Raw genomic sequence first — 13,666 nt, 5'->3', positions numbered from 1 at the left:
CCCGCGGAGCGGGTACCCCATCGCTGCGCGATGGGCAAGCGAACACCCGCGCGCAGCGCGGGTGTTGCGCTCCCGCTCCGCGTGAGCGCTGCTGCTCGCTGCGCGAGCAGCCCACCGGCCCGGCTGCGCCGGGCCGGTGACACTCCGTCCGCTGCGCTCCCGGAGCTGCGGGGACTGCGTCCCCACAGGGTGGCCTCCGCTGCGCTCCAGCCACCCGAGGGCGCTGTGCACCCAAAAGGCCGGCTCCGCTGCGCGGGTCGGCCAACGGGCCTACGGCCCGGGCAGCGAGAGCGGGGAGCAGCCGAGGTGGTGACTTGGACCTGGCTGGCTGTGGGAGGTGCTCGTTCGCGTGGTTCCAATGTATCGCACATGTCGGATGATGCAGCATGTAGTGTTGGAAGAACCACAGGAGGTCCTACGTTGCGGAGTGATGAAGTGCAAAGTGTGCTGGCACTGCTTGGAGCAATTCTCGGTGGAACTCTGGTTCTCTTCGGCGATTTCATTCGACGCAGAGTCGAAAGGCACAAAGAGGAAGTGAATCGACTCGTAGAAGTAAGTGTGCGACTCTCCTCCATGTACAACCGGCTGTGTGGGCAGCTCCTTGACGCTTCTACAGCTGGTGTGGCGGTGTCAGATCTGGCCGTTGCAGATCCTCTCCGCTACGAGGTAACGACCCAGTTTTTCATGACTCCTGGTAGTGAACAGCTTCGCTCTCGGGCTTCCCGTCTGATGGATGCGTACTATCGGCTTCGGGATTCATACGGGCAGGATTCGGCCTGGGACGCGGCTCGCGATGAACACGGCTTGGCGGTGCGTGAGTTCGAGGCTGCTGTTCGTGCCATCCTCCACCGCAATCACATCTGACGTTCTGCTGAGTCTTTATCATTGCCGAGGTTGGAGAGGTGAGGAGGGTCTGTGATTCAGCTCAGGGAGCACCAGGTAGAGCAGAAGTCGAGTTTCCGAAAGTGGGTCGGATTTCCTGCAAGGTCATCTGTGCCGCCTCAGGGTGCCCGTGGGACGATCGTGTCAGCGACCGGGTCTGGTAAAACGATCATGGCTGCCGCGTGCGCGCTGGAGTGCTTCCCCGAGAGTCGGATCCTCGTGACCGTGCCGACCCTGGACCTGCTCGTGCAGACCGCTCAGGCGTGGCGGTCGGTGGATCACCGCTCCCCCATGGTCGCGGTGTGCTCGCTGGAGAACGACCCGGTTCTCAACGAGCTGGGGGTGCGCACCACTACGAATCCGATCCAGCTCGCCCTGTGGGCCGGGCGCGGACCGGTGATCGTGTTCGCCACGTACGCCTCTCTCGTGGACCGCGAGGACATCGACGCCCCCGAGGGGCAGCGGAAGGTTCGCGGGCCGTTGGAGGCCGCTCTGGCGGGCGGAGAGCGGCTGTACGGGCAGCAGATGGCAGGCTTCGACCTCGCCATCGTGGACGAGGCCCACGGAACCGCCGGTGATCTGGGGCGGCCGTGGGCGGCCATCCACGACAACCAGCGGATCCCTGCCGACTTCCGGCTCTACCTGACCGCGACTCCACGCATCCTCGCCGCGCCCCGGCCGCAGAAGGGCGCGGACGGCCAGGAGGCGGAGATCGCGACCATGGCCGACGACCCGGAGGGCACCTACGGCGCGTGGCTCGCCGAGCTCGGACTCTCGGAGGCGATCGAGCGGGGCATCCTCGCTGGGTTCGAGATCGACGTCCTTGAGATCCGCGACCCCTCCCCCGTCCTCGGGGAATCGGAGGAGGCCCAGCGGGGCCGGCGCCTGGCGCTGCTGCAGACCGCACTCTTGGAGCACGCGGCGGCGTACAACCTCCGTACGGTGATGACGTTTCACCAGAAGGTCGAGGAAGCCGCCGCGTTCGCGGAGAAACTGCCGAAAACCGCGGGCGAGTTGTACACCAACGATGCCTCGGACAAGGACCTGGCGGCCGCGGGGAAGCTGCCAGTGTCGTCGATCGACGCGGCCTTCTACGAGCTGGAGCCGGGCCGCCACGTCTCCCCGGAGCGGGTGTGGTCGGCATGGCTGTGCGGTGATCACCTCGTCGCCGAGCGCCGCGAGGTGCTCCAGCAGTTCGCCAACGGCATCGACGCGGCCGGGCGTCGGGTGCACCGGGCGTTCCTCGCCAGCTGCCGCGTCCTCGGAGAAGGCGTCGACATCACCGGCGAACGAGGAGTCGAGGCCGTCTGCTTCGCCGACACCCGCGGCTCCCAGGTCGAAATCGTCCAGAACATCGGCCGCGCACTCCGGCTCAACAAAGACGGCTCCACCAAGGTGGCCAGGATCATCGTGCCAGTGTTCCTCGAGCCCGGCGAGGACCCGACCGACATGGTCGCCAGCGCCTCGTTCCGCCCCCTCGTAGCCGTGCTCCAGGGCCTGCGCTCGCATGACGAACGCCTGGTCGAGCAACTCGCCTCCCGGGCGCTCACGAGCGGCAAACGCAAGGTCCACATCCAGCGCGACGAGGACGGGCAGATCATCGGGGCCGACGGCGCGGACGACGGCGAGGACCAGGAGGACGACGACACCGATGGTGCGGTCGAGTCCGCGCTGCTCCACTTCTCCACCCCGCGCGACGCCGCAACCATCGCGGCGTTCCTGCGCACCCGGGTCTACCGGCCCGAGTCCCTGGTCTGGCTCGAGGGCTACCAAGCCCTCCTCCGCTGGCGGAAGGAGAATGAGATTACGGGCTTGTACGCCGTGCCCTATGACGTCGAGGTCGAAGTCGGCGTCACCAAGGACTTCCCCCTGGGGCGATGGGTGCATCAGCAGCGGAAGGCGCTGCGAGCCGGGGAGCTGGAGGACCGGCGCAAGACCCTGCTCGACGCACCCGAGGCCGGGATGGTCTGGGAACCCGGCGAGGAAGCATGGGAGAGGAAGCTCGCCGCGCTCAGGGCCTACAGGCGGGCCACGGGGCACCTCGCTCCCCGCCAAGACACCGTCTGGGGCGAAGGCGACGCGATGGTGCCCATCGGCCAGCACATGGCCAACCTCCGGCGTAAGGGCGGCCTGGGCAAGGACACGGAGCGGGCCGCCGTACGCGCCCAGCGGCTCGCGGCGATCGACGAGGACTGGAACTGCCCGTGGCCGCTGGACTGGCAACGCCACTACCGCGTCCTCGCCGACCTGGTCGACGCCGACGGCCACCTGCCCGACATCACACCCGGGGTGCTGATGGACGGCGACGACCTGGGCACGTGGCTAAAGCGGCAGAAGAACTCGGGCACCTGGAAGCTGCTCTCCACCGAGCAGCAGGAACGGCTGACCCGGCTGGGCGTGACGCCCGCTGAGGCGCCGTCTCCCGCCCCTGCGGCCCCGCGTGCGACGAAGGGGCAGAGCAAGGCATCGCAGGCGTTCCAGCGGGGTCTGGCGGCGCTCGCGCAGTGGGTAGAGCGAGAAGGCGCCCAGCGGCCGGTACCGCGGAAAGCGGTCGAGGTTCTGCCTGATGGGACCGAGACGAAGCTCGGCGTATGGGTATCGAACACCCGCGCCAGGCGCGACAAACTCACCGGCGACCAGCAGGCAGCCCTCGCAGCCCTGGGCGTTCCCTGGGCCAAGGCCGCAGCGGTGCCGGTCCCGTCCAGCGGGCCGGCTCCGAAGGGCGGCGGCCCCGCTCAGCCCTTCCCACCGGAGGTGTCGAAGCAGGGGCAGCATGTCCCCCACGCCGACACGTTGACGGACGAAGAGCGCGAAGCCGAGGCGGCTTGTGGCCGGGCGCGCATGCAGCGCCTCGCCGAACTGACGCGGAAGCATACCAAGGCCGAATTGCTGCGCATGGCCTACGCGGGCGGCCTGGTGAACCACAACTCCCCCGAGAAGTGGCGCAAGGACGAAATCGCCTCCGCCGTCGTCGACAACGAGCTCCGGGTCGCCGTCCGGTCCGGGGCCGACCAGCCGCCCGCCCCGCCCGCGTCGGCCACCCCGCCGAAGCAGACGTCGGTACGGCACCACCATGACGAGTGCGACACGGTGCTGTACGAGGGCGGCGCCTGCACCTGCGACCTGATTGAGCAGTACGAACCGCCCTCCGATCGGGACGACTACTGAGATGGGCCCCGACCGCTCCCCGCTCCGCCGGCCCCGGGCCTTTCGAAGCCTGGGGTCTCGTGTTGTCGGCCGGCAGATAGTTGCCGCTTCTACGCGTCCCAGCCCGTGAGCGATCGCCGGAAAGCGGAAAACCCAAGCGCGGTCCCTCCCGGTGCGCGACCATAGATCCCGTGAACGTCAAAATCACCGGGCCCGGAAGCAGAGATCCGGAACGGATCGCCGAACTCACTCCCCAGGCAAGTGAAAATGTCATGGGCCAGCACATCGTTTCGAAGGTGCTGTTGCGTGAATGGGCCGCCGCCGTGAAACACACCACCATTGAGCATGTGCAACCCTACGATCTGCAACACCCTAAACGCCGACTCAACACCCGACCACCTCGGGGCATCGGAAAGATCGAGAACTTCGTGCCGTGGGCTTCCACGTCGCTGGAGATCAAGTGGGGTCTGGTCGAGCGAGAGCTACCCGACGCCCTCGCCGCGGTCAAAGCGGGGATCGCACTTGGACAGCCGCGCACTGCCGGTATTCTGCGTGACCTGATCGCGTTGCACTACATCCGGTCCCACCACTACCGCGAGGCCTTCAACCGCGTTTTCACCGAGTTTTTGCCGCGGCAACGGGAGTGGCTTCTCACCGAGCGTGCTGACCAGCTGGAGGCTGCCTATTTGCAGCACACAGGGCGCCCTGCGGCCGGGCCGGAGGACTTGGCTGCCATTGCCGACGAGATATTCAGCCTGATGCTCGACCAGTTCCACGACGGATCACTGCTTCGCGTGCGCATTGAGGCCTCCTTCGACCAAGCTCGCCAGCTCATGGCGCAGTATTCCTTGGAGATCCTGGAGACCGAAGAGGGGGAATTCCTGATCGGAGATAACCCTGCTCTGACCGTACGTAAGGAAGGCGACAGCCTTTCCCACGGCATGGCCCTTCTCGACTCGCACACCACCGTCCTCCCTATCGGCCCCCACCACATGCTGGCACTGGGGCCGACTCCCTTTTACGGCCGCCTCGCCAAGTCCGCAGTCGACAAGATGAACGTGCTGCAGATCAAAGCCGCCCGCGAATACGTGTACACCCGCCCGAACAGCTACCTCGCCGCGATCGTCCGAGAGGAAGCCACCTCGAGATCACCGAGGCTATAGATCAGGCACCTGTTCCTCGATCACCTGGCGGTCGGTGTCTGCACCCCCTCGAGCAGTACGGCCGCCCTCCGGCCGAGACGACTTCCGACATGAGACCCCGCGTCGTCGCGGCCCAGGGTCTCGCGCCTTCAAGGTGAGGGCGTGAGTCGGTGCCAGATGAAGATGCAGCTCTCCAGGCCGGCGAGTGACGGCCGACGCAGCATGGACCGGATCTGCTCGGGTCCCACCAGGACGACGGGCATCCGGCGTTCACGGTCCTGGAACAGGCTCTACAGCCCGTAGACGTACTGCAGGGCCTCGGTCCGCAGCAGATGGGCATCGCGTACGACCATCACCGCCAATCCGGCCAAGCGCGCCGGGGCGGGCGTACCGCTGCCGCACACCGTGCCGCTGCCCTTCGACGACCCAGGGCAGGACGAGGAACGCGCGGTGGCCGGGCTCGTCCGGTCGCTGGACACCGCCGCCGCGGACGCACCGATGGCGGCTGTGGTGGTGGAGACCGTCCAGGGCGAGGGCGGAGTCAACCCGGCCCGCCCCGTATGGCTGCGCACGCTCGCGCCCTGGACTCAAGCCCACGGCGCACTGCTGATCGTGGACGACATCCAGATGGGCTGCGGGCGCACCGGCCCGTTCTTCTCCTTCGAGCGGGCCGGGATCATCCCCGACCTCGTCTGCCTGTCCAAGTCCCTCAGCGGGTACGGGATGCCCATGGCCCTGACGCTGCTGCGTCCCGAGTACGACGTGTGGAAGCCCGGCGAGCACAACGGCACCTTCCGCGGCTACGACCCGGCGTTCGTCACCGCCGCCCGGACGCTGGAGCTGTTCTGGTCCGACGGCGCGCTGGAGGCCAGGACCGCCGCCCTGGGCGAGCGGGTGGGCGGCACCCTCGCGCGGACCGCCCACCGGTACGGACTGCCCGCGCCGCGCGGCCTGGGGCTGGCCTGGGCGCTGCCCTTCGACCGTCCGGGCGCGGCCCGCGAGGTGTGCGACGCTGCCTACCGGAGCGGTCTGCTGCTCGAGACGGCCGGGCCGTACGACGAGGTGGCCAAGCTCCTGCCGCCGCTGACCGTGACCGACGAGCAACTCACCCACGGCCTCGACACACTCGACGCGGCCGTCGCCTCGGTGGCCGGCGCGCGGACGCTGGCGGTCTGACAGGACGGGGACGCTTCGATTCCCGGACCGATTCCCCGGCGGCGTACCGGCCGACGGGCCCGATGAACGGAGAGCGGATGTCGGTCGACCTCGTCGGCTTCCTCGGCGTCGTCCTGGTGGCGTACGTGGTGCCCGGGCCGGATTTCCTCGTGGTGGTGCGGTCGGCGACCGAGCACCCGGCGAAGGGACGGGCGGCGGCGCTCGGCGCGCAGGCCGGGCTGTGCGTGCACATGCTCGCCGCGGCGGCCGGACTGTCGGTGATCGCCGCCCGCTCCCCCCTGGTGTACGACGCCATCAAGCTCCTGGGAGCCGCCTACTTGGTCTACCTGGGGGTGCGGGCGGTCTTGGCGGCCCGGCGGTCCGCCCGCGAGCGGACGCACGAACGGGAGACGGGTGGCGATCCCCAGGACGGTCCGGTCCCGTTCCCCTCACCTCGGGGCGAGCCGGAACCGCACCGGTGGCGGGCCGGCTTCACCCAGGGGTTCCTCACCAACGTGCTCAATCCCAAGGCGGCACTGTTCTTCCTCAGCATCCTGCCCCAGTTCGTGGACGGCGGGGGCTCGATGGCCCGGCAGATCTTTTTCCTCGGCATCCTCGACGTCGTCATCGGCGTCGTCTACTGGTTCGCCCTCGTCACTGTCGCCGCACGACTGGGTGCCCTTCTCGCCCGTCCGAAGGTCCGCCACCGCTGGGAGCTGACCACCGGCTGGCTGTTCATCGCCATCGGCATCGGCGTCGCCGCGACCACCTGACGCGCCCCAGCCGCATCGACCGGCACCCTCCATGGTCCCCTTGCCGGCTCCCGGACCTGTACCGGAGATGCACTCCGACGCGAGCGGCGACTGCACCGGCCCGCCGTGGTAGCTGGGGCGCTGTCACGTTGTCGGGTGTGTACGTGTCTGACTGCGTGTCAAGGCATGGTGACCTCCGCTCAGCGCCTGTGTTCAGGCCGTGGTGGGCAGGCTGGCGGCGCCGGTGATTTGCTCCTAGATCACGAAGCGGATGGTCATCTCGGCCCGGTAGTCGTGTGCGGTCATCAGGTGGCGGCGGGGCCGGAAATGAGGGGAGATGCCGCTGAACGCCGATAGGAACCGCTGCGCCCCGCCGACGGAACGGAAGAGCCCTTCATTGCCCTTTCACGCTGGCGGGTGGGCTGGTGACTGTTTTCTGCCCGGTTGTTCAGCCCTTTGTGCGAGCGATGTTCTACCGAGGGCATGACCTCACGGTGGGCCGCGGCGGTGTTCCGGCGGTTCTGCACGAGGATGTCCAGGACGGTGCCGTCGGCGTCGACTGCCCGCCACAGGTACTTCCGCTCACCGTTGATCCTGACGAAGACCTCATCCAGATGCCATTTGTCGCCGGGCCGGGGCTGCCGGCGGCGCAGCGCGCCGGCGTAGCTCTGCCCGAACTTGGCACACCAGCGGCGGACCGTCTCATGCGAAACGACAACACCGCGCTCCAGCATCAGCTCCTCGACCTCACGGAAGGACAGCGGAATCCGGAAGTACAGCCACACGCAGTGGGAGATGACCTCGACCGGGTACCGGTGGCCCTTGTACGACGGCGACGCGTCCCCCACGAGCAGCCCCCTCCAGCATGATCAACCCGGAGATCATCCCACCCAGTCAGCCAACGTGACAGCACCCGGGGCGATCCTCGGCGCCACCGCCGTCTGCGCCAGCCACTACGAACTGTTCGACGACCCGCCCACCTACGTCGAGCAGCGCGACATCGCCGGGCGGTTCGTCCGCGCCGCCGCAAGGCGCGGCCTTACCGCACACCTGCCGGGTGCCGGTGAGGTGGTCCCCCTGGTCACCCGTGGGGGCGGGAAGGCCGCCTGGCCCAAGCCGCCGCCGGCCTTCGGGCCGTCATACCGCGGTGGTGAGGGTCGCCGTCGCGCTCAGGCGCAGCGGACTCCGGTCAGTTCCTCGGAGCGGGCCCAGACGCGGTGGGCCTCGTCCGTGCTGCGCAGACGGCTGTAGAGCTTCTGCCGCACGGGCGGGCCCCCGAGGTGGCCGGGCCCACCGGGACCGTAGAACGCTCCGCCCTCGGCCTCGGGCGAGGTGGCGGCGTACAGGGCGGGGAGCTGCGCGGTGTGGACCGTGCCGAGGAGGATGCCGCGGGCGGAGAGGGCGCGGACGACGCGCACGCCCACGGTGTCCTTGGCGCGGCCCAGCTCGGGGCGGGCGGCGAGGAGGCTGGTGGGGGCGACGCCCGGGTGGGACAGGTTGCTGGTGATGCCCCAGCCGCCGGCCGCGCTGCGACGGTCGAGTTCCAGGCCGAACAGTCCGGCCGCGATCTTCGACTGGCTGTAGGCGCGGCCGCCGCTGTACGAGCGTTCCCAGCCGAGGTCCGCCCAGTTGATCGCGTAATGGTTGGCCGCGATGCTGATCTGCGTCGTCACACGGGCGCGGCCGGCCCGGAGCAGCGGCAGCAGATGGGCGACGAGGGCGAAGTGGCCGAGGTGGTTGGTGCCGAACTGCAGCTCGAATCCGTCCGCGGTCGTCTGCCGCTCGGGCGGTGTCATGACGCCGGCGTTGTTGACGAGCAGATGGATCGGTCGGTCCTCGGCCAGCAGGGTCTTGCCCAGTGCCGTGACGGACGTGAGCGAGGAGAGGTCCAGCGTGCGCAGCGCCACGTCCGCGTCGGGGACCTCCGTGCGGATCGCGGCCAGTGCCGCCTCGCCCTTGTGAGGATTGCGGACCGGCAGAAGCACCTCGGCGCCGGCGGCCGCGAGGCGAGTGGCGAGGGCGAGTCCGATGCCGTCGCTCGCGCCGGTGACGACGGCGCGCCTGCCGGACAGATCGGGGACGGTGATGTCGATGTCGGTACGTGGCATGAGTGGGCTCCCTCGTGATGTGCGGTGAGACCACCGTGACCCGATCCGCCGGCTGGGTGCAGGGCCTGCCGAGCCACTGATCGCGGGGCCGTGGATACGGCGGACCTCCTCGGCCACAGCGGACTTTCCTCGCGTTTCGGCGCGCCAAGGATGGCGCCAGGCCGCCGACCGGGCGCGTCGTGGCCGGAGCGCCGCCCCGAGAGGGGGATCGACGATCCGTGGCTGCGCCACCGTGACCACCTGTGGGAGGCGGTAGAAAGGAAAGCGTCACGGAGGAGGGGAAACATGGCGATCGACCGGGCCGGACTGGCCGCGTTCCTGCGGCATCGGCGGGAGTCGCTGCAGCCCGAGGACGTCGGCCTCCCCCGCGGGCAGCGCCGCAGGACGAGCGGTCTGCGGCGCGAGGAGGTCGCGGCGCTCTGCCACATGTCGACCGACTACTACGCGCGGCTGGAGCGCGAGCGCGGCCCCCAGCCCTCCCCGCAGATGGCCGCCTCGATCGCACAGGGGCTGCATCTGTCCCTGGAGGAGCGCGACCATCTGTTTCGTCTCGTCGGGATCGGTCCGCCCGTGCGCGGCTCGGCCGGTGACCACGTCGGCCCCGGCTTGCTCCGCATCCTCGACCGCCTCGCCGACACCCCCGCCGAGGTCGTCGGCGAACTCGGGGAGACCCTGTGCCAGACCCCGCTCGGTGTGGCCCTGACCGGCGACACCACGCGGTTCACCGGCCCCGAGCGCAGCATGGGCTACCGCTGGTTCACCCGGCCGGAGACCCGTGCCCTGTACGCGCCGGAGGACCACGACCACCTCTCCCGCATGTTCACGTCCGCGCTGCGGGAGATCGCCACGCTGAGGGGTTCGGGTTCGCGGGCGGCGCACTACGCCGACCTCCTCCTGGAGCGCAGCGAGGAGTTCCGCATGCTGTGGGACACCCACGAGGTGGGTGTCGGCCCCCAGCCGGTCAAGCGGTTCCTCCATCCCGAGGTGGGGCTCCTGGAGCTGAACTGCCATTCCCTCCTGGACACCGACCAGTCGCACCGGCTGCTCGTCTACACCGCCGCCCCCGGCTCCGAGAGTTACGAGAAACTGCGTCTGCTGTCCGTCATCGGTACCCAGACGGTCGGCTGAGCCCGGGCACAGGGGGCGGCTGCTCGGTAGTGGTCCCTCAGCCGAGGTAGTCCGCGATGAGGTCGGCGAACTCGTCGGGGGTGGCCAGGCGGATACCGCGGCTCTCGGCCTTGGCCCGCTTCGAACCCCCGCCCGCGCTCGCGGTGGTGGTGTCGCCGGCCGGCAGCATCCGCTGCGCCCCGCTGTCGCGGGGCGTGAGAATCACATCGGATCCGGGCAGGTCCGCGGCGGTGGCGCGGACGGCGGCCGTCCCCTTGAGCGACCGTGACTGCGGGAACCCGGGCACCGGAGAGCAGGGCGGTGACCGTGACAGTAACCGTCACCTTCGCCCCCGGCCGGGGCCTGGGCCGCCTTCGGCGTGACGGCCGGCTACGAGGTTCCCGACCGACCCGGCGGCGGAGATGGTCGCCGCGACGATCCGCACCGTTTTCGCCCAGCCCACCGCGGACGCCGTCCGCACGCAGCTCGACACCGTCGCCGACCTGCTCGGCCGACAGTTCCCCAAGGTCAGAGACATGCTGCTGGAGGCCAAGGAAGATCTGACCGCGTTCGCGGACTTCCCGCACCAGCACTGGAAGAAGATCCAGTCCACGAACCCGCTGGAGCGGCTGAACCGGGAGATCACACGCCGCACCGACGTCGTCCAGGTCTTCCCGAACCCGCCCGCCGTCCTCCGCCTGGCCACCGCGGTCCTCGCCGAACTCCACGACGAATGGATCGCCTTCCCCCGCCGCTACCTCTCCGACGAGAGCATGGACGCCCTCTGCCCCGACGACACGACCGTCCTGCCAGCCACGTCAGACGACTGATCCCCTACACCACGAGAAGGGATATGACCCGTGGGGCTGCGGAACGGAGCGGTGGGCTCAGCCCTCGCGGGTCACGTTCCGATGTGACGCGCCACCCACGCGTTTCGTGTTGCGGTCATGGCATGTGCGAGCGACGTATGGGATGCCAGCACGTCGAATCCGTGAAATCCTCCGGGCCAGACATGCAGTTCTGCCTGTACGCCGGCCTCCCAGAGTGCCGACGCGTAGGCGACGTCTTCGTCGCGGAACACCTCGGCGGACCCGCAGTCGATGAAGGCGGGTGGCAGGCCGGACAGGTCCGTCGCCCGGGCGGGGGCGGCGTAGACGGATACGTCCGCCGTGCCGCGGCGGTCGCCGAGCAGGGCGGTCCAGCCGGTCAGGTTGCTCACTCGGTCCCAGACGCCGATGCCGTCGATCTGCGCCGTCGAGACGGTCTGGTCGCGGTCGTCGAGCATCGGGTAGATCAAAACCTGTCCGGCCAGACGCGGACCCTGCCGGTCTCGCGCCAACAGTGCTGTCCCGGCCGCGAGGCCTCCGCCGGCGCTCGCCCCCGCGATGATGAGCCGTCCGGGGGCGATTCCGAGTTCCTCGGCGTGCTCCGCGGTCCAGCGGAGCCCGGCATAGCAGTCCTCCACCGGATACGGGTCGGGGTACTCGGGGGCGAGCCGGTACTCGACGGTCACCGCCACGGAGTCGTGCTCCACGATCCACGGCAAGATCTGCGGCAGCCCGAGGAACCGGTCGCCGAGTATCATGCCGCCGCCGTGTGTGTGGAAGATCCCCGGTCCGAGGCCCGTGTGGTCCTCCCGGGCAAGGACCGATACGACGATGTCGGCCCCCTCGTACCCGGGGATCGTGACATCGCGCCGTGAGACGCCCGCTTCCGCGAGGACACCATCGACGGAGGCGTCGATCCCCGCGGCCTGCCGGGCGAGCGGGATCATCTCGGCCGTGAACCCGACCGGCAGCTGATCCCCGAGGAGGTCGAGGACGGCCCGGAGCTCGGGATCGAAGGGGGGAGGGGCAAGCGCGTCGGTCATGGGACCTCCTGGTGGTGTTGTGGCAGCGTGGCACCCCGAGCGGGTCCTGCCGGACCGTCGCCGGGAAGGGCACGGGCGGCAGGTGTCCGGACGTGTGTCCGGGGCCATCGGTGGCCGGCGTTGCCGGGAGGAGCCGGCGCCGCCGTCGACGGAACATCGGCACCGTGGACGGCGCCTCCTGCGTCGGAGACGAGCCGGCTGACGGTGGCGGTGACCTCGTCAGAGGCGCCGACGCGCTCGGCGGGGGTGCCGGCGGCCGACTGTGACGAGCGCGTGCCGCCGCCACACCGGTATCGCGGTGGTGTCGGTGACCGGCGCCGTGTTCGAAGTGCTCATGTCGGCGACGCTATGTTCGCCGTCCGTGGGGCAACCAGGCCGACCTGTGCCTGGTCTTCGCATGACCAGGCACCCTGCGCAGCGGTCTGGTCGAATGGAGTGATGCATGACGTGCATGACCCTCACCCGACGGCAGGCCGACGCACCAGGTCGAACTCGGCTTTGGGAGCCTTTCTCCGCTCCCGCCGGGACCGTCTCACCCCCGCACAGGCCGGGATCCGCCCCTGGCCCGGCCCTCGACGTGTGCCGGGGCTGCGCAAGGAGGAGGTTGCCGGCCTGGCAGGTATCAGCCCGGACCACTACAGCCGTCTGGAACAGGGGCGCCAGCGCACGTTGAGCGACGACCTGTGCGAGGCACTGGCAGGGGCCCTGAACCTCACCGACGCCGAGCGCAAACACCTGCGGTCCCTGGCCGATCCCGGATCCCGCCGCGGCGACTGGTACCGCCCGCAGCAGCCGGAACCGGGACTCCTGCGCGTGATGACCGCCCTGGAGGATCTGCCGACACTCCTGCTCGGACACCGCCTTGAAGTACTGGCCACCAACGCGCTGCTCGAGGAGGTTCTGGGTGTGAGGCTTGACCCGGGTACCTCTTTTGCGCGGTGGCTCCTGCTTGGTGAAGCCGCCCGTGTGCGCATCGTCAACTGGGCGGATTACGCGAACGCTGCTGTGGGCTCACTGCGTTACGAAGCGGGCCGGCACCCGAACGACCGTGCGCTCGCCGCGCTGATCGAAGACCTGCGTGCCAAGGAACCCCAGGTCGATCGGTGGTGGAACGACCAGGGCGTCACAGACCGCTCGTCGGTCACCAAGCACATCGCGCACCCCGCAGGAGGCCCGCTCGAATTCGGCGTCGAAGCGGTGACACTTCCCCAGAGCTCCGACCAACAACTGGTGATCTACACGGTCGAGCCCGACTCACCGACTGCACACGTCCTCCCCCTGCTCCGCAGTTACGCGTTGCACCACCCGCAGGTAAAGGCACAAGGTCCTGACAGAGGCGTTGCACGTGGCGGTGGGTGATGAGGCAGACGGCGAAGCCCGGGTAGGCTCCGATGAGGTCGCCGCCGCGTCGAGGCCGCCCGGGTGGCCGTCTCACCGCGTGGCCCGCCCGGCTGTCGGCGTACACGTGGCCCTGACACGATTTTCGTGACGCGGGGCTGTGCT

The 13,666-nt window shown here is 69.4% G+C and carries 10 protein-coding genes and 2 pseudogenes; 8 read left to right on the top strand and 4 right to left on the bottom strand.

The window, feature by feature from the left end:
• Positions 1–444: 444 nt before the first annotated feature.
• The 5 genes from IEZ04_RS24025 to IEZ04_RS24005 all read left to right on the top strand — a co-directional run bounded on the left by IEZ04_RS24025 (position 445) and on the right by IEZ04_RS24005 (position 7,099).
• Positions 445–864 (top strand): hypothetical protein, encoded by a 420-nt coding sequence (locus IEZ04_RS24025; RefSeq protein ID WP_189219011.1) that lies wholly within the window; start codon positions 445–447, stop codon positions 862–864.
• A 51-nt stretch (positions 865–915) separates the two neighbouring features.
• Positions 916–4,050, top strand: coding sequence for a Helicase associated domain protein (locus tag IEZ04_RS24020; protein WP_189219010.1), 3,135 nt, complete (start codon positions 916–918; stop codon positions 4,048–4,050).
• Positions 4,051–4,220: 170 nt separating this feature from the next.
• Positions 4,221–5,192 (top strand): DUF4238 domain-containing protein, encoded by a 972-nt coding sequence (locus IEZ04_RS24015; protein WP_189219009.1) that lies wholly within the window; start codon positions 4,221–4,223, stop codon positions 5,190–5,192.
• A gap of 330 nt (positions 5,193–5,522) precedes the next feature.
• On the top strand, positions 5,523–6,347 hold the full coding sequence (locus tag IEZ04_RS24010) for an aminotransferase class III-fold pyridoxal phosphate-dependent enzyme (RefSeq protein WP_189219024.1): 825 nt from the start codon (positions 5,523–5,525) through the stop codon (positions 6,345–6,347).
• A gap of 77 nt (positions 6,348–6,424) precedes the next feature.
• On the top strand, positions 6,425–7,099 hold the full coding sequence (locus tag IEZ04_RS24005) for a LysE family translocator (protein WP_189219008.1): 675 nt from the start codon (positions 6,425–6,427) through the stop codon (positions 7,097–7,099).
• Between the two features lie 234 nt (positions 7,100–7,333).
• Here the strand turns inward: IEZ04_RS24005 and IEZ04_RS24000 are convergent.
• A pseudogene (locus IEZ04_RS24000) lies at positions 7,334–7,926 on the bottom strand (IS6 family transposase).
• Between the two features lie 321 nt (positions 7,927–8,247).
• Positions 8,248–9,186 carry an SDR family oxidoreductase gene (locus tag IEZ04_RS23995; protein WP_189219007.1) on the bottom strand — a complete coding sequence of 313 codons (939 nt, stop codon included), beginning with the start codon at positions 9,184–9,186 and terminating at the stop codon, positions 8,248–8,250.
• Positions 9,187–9,471: 285 nt separating this feature from the next.
• On the opposite strand from IEZ04_RS23995, the gene IEZ04_RS23990 reads away from it, so the two are divergent.
• Positions 9,472–10,314, top strand: a complete 843-nt coding sequence (locus IEZ04_RS23990) for a helix-turn-helix transcriptional regulator (RefSeq protein ID WP_189219006.1) — start codon at positions 9,472–9,474, stop codon at positions 10,312–10,314.
• Positions 10,315–10,351: 37 nt separating this feature from the next.
• Here IEZ04_RS23990 and IEZ04_RS35130 read toward each other — a convergent pair whose 3' ends face one another.
• A complete protein-coding gene (locus IEZ04_RS35130) occupies positions 10,352–10,519 on the bottom strand; it encodes a hypothetical protein (RefSeq protein WP_229821230.1) in 168 nt (55 codons plus the stop codon).
• 187 nt (positions 10,520–10,706) lie between these two features.
• On the opposite strand from IEZ04_RS35130, the pseudogene IEZ04_RS23980 reads away from it, so the two are divergent.
• Positions 10,707–11,123: pseudogene (locus tag IEZ04_RS23980) on the top strand (transposase); the annotation flags it as partial.
• Positions 11,124–11,194: 71 nt separating this feature from the next.
• Here the strand turns inward: IEZ04_RS23980 and IEZ04_RS23975 are convergent.
• Entirely contained in the window at positions 11,195–12,067 is an 873-nt protein-coding gene (locus IEZ04_RS23975; RefSeq protein ID WP_308429826.1) for an alpha/beta hydrolase, read from the bottom strand.
• Between the two features lie 534 nt (positions 12,068–12,601).
• On the opposite strand from IEZ04_RS23975, the gene IEZ04_RS23970 reads away from it, so the two are divergent.
• Positions 12,602–13,522: a helix-turn-helix transcriptional regulator gene (locus IEZ04_RS23970; RefSeq protein ID WP_189219004.1), complete on the top strand. Its 921-nt coding sequence runs from the start codon at positions 12,602–12,604 to the stop codon at positions 13,520–13,522.
• Positions 13,523–13,666 lie beyond the last annotated feature (144 nt).

Origin of the sequence: Streptomyces ruber (genome assembly GCF_014648075.1) — a bacterium.
In the GTDB taxonomy this organism is placed as follows: domain Bacteria; phylum Actinomycetota; class Actinomycetes; order Streptomycetales; family Streptomycetaceae; genus Streptomyces; species Streptomyces ruber.
The sequence above is the reverse complement of the archived record's forward strand: the minus strand, read 5'-3'. Positions and strand labels throughout refer to the sequence as shown.

What these genes read in the sequence shown, in the direction of transcription:
- IEZ04_RS24005 (WP_189219008.1), top strand. Translation starts at nt 6,425, where the DNA reads ATGTCGGTCGACCTCGTCGGCTTCCTCGGCGTCGTCCTGGTGGCGTAC.
- IEZ04_RS23990 (WP_189219006.1), top strand. Translation starts at nt 9,472, where the DNA reads ATGGCGATCGACCGGGCCGGACTGGCCGCGTTCCTGCGGCATCGGCGG.
- IEZ04_RS23975 (WP_308429826.1), bottom strand. Translation starts at nt 12,067, where the DNA reads ATGATCCCGCTCGCCCGGCAGGCCGCGGGGATCGACGCCTCCGTCGAT.
- IEZ04_RS23970 (WP_189219004.1), top strand. Translation starts at nt 12,602, where the DNA reads ATGCATGACGTGCATGACCCTCACCCGACGGCAGGCCGACGCACCAGG.
- IEZ04_RS23995 (WP_189219007.1), bottom strand. Translation starts at nt 9,186, where the DNA reads ATGCCACGTACCGACATCGACATCACCGTCCCCGATCTGTCCGGCAGG.